Origin of the sequence: Corynebacterium sp. c3Ub_189, from assembly GCF_039907195.1 — a bacterium.
In the GTDB taxonomy this organism is placed as follows: domain Bacteria; phylum Actinomycetota; class Actinomycetes; order Mycobacteriales; family Mycobacteriaceae; genus Corynebacterium.
Genome location: NZ_JASBOF010000069.1, coordinates 1 through 455, shown reverse-complemented (window position 1 = coordinate 455; position 455 = coordinate 1). Strand labels below are relative to the sequence as shown.

General features: G+C 53.2%; 1 protein-coding gene. It reads left to right on the top strand.

Translation table 11 applies throughout. From position 1 onward, the window contains the following. On the top strand, positions 1–433 hold a 433-nt coding region (locus tag QKD99_RS11545; RefSeq protein ID WP_347951494.1), incomplete at its 5' end, for an integrase core domain-containing protein. Positions 434–455: the final 22 nt, after the last annotated feature.

Here is a 455-nt window from a genome sequence, read left to right as displayed (position 1 = left end):
CGTTGGGTGGGCGTTATCAGACTCCATGCGCACCGAAGCGTTGCCGCTGCAAGCTCTTAATCAGGCGATCGTGTGTGCTGAGGAAACAACAGGTCTCATTCACCATTCGGATCACGGCTCGCAGTACGTCAGCGTGGTCTACAACGAGCGCCTTGCCCAGCACGGGATTGCCGCTTCCACCGGAACTGTCGGGGATTCTTATGACAATGCTCTGGCTGAAAACGTTAACGGCTCCTACAAGAACGAGCTGATCCATACTCGCAGGTGGGAGGATGTTGTCGAGGTAGAAATCGCGACGTTCGAGTGGGTGTCATGGTGGAACGAGATGAGGCTTCACCAAAGCTTGGGATACCGAACCCCAGTCGAAGTGGAAACCGATTTTTGGAAGCAGAAACCGCCACAGGAAATAATAGAAATCAAGGCAAATGCCTAGGAACAAAACTCGGGGCACTTCA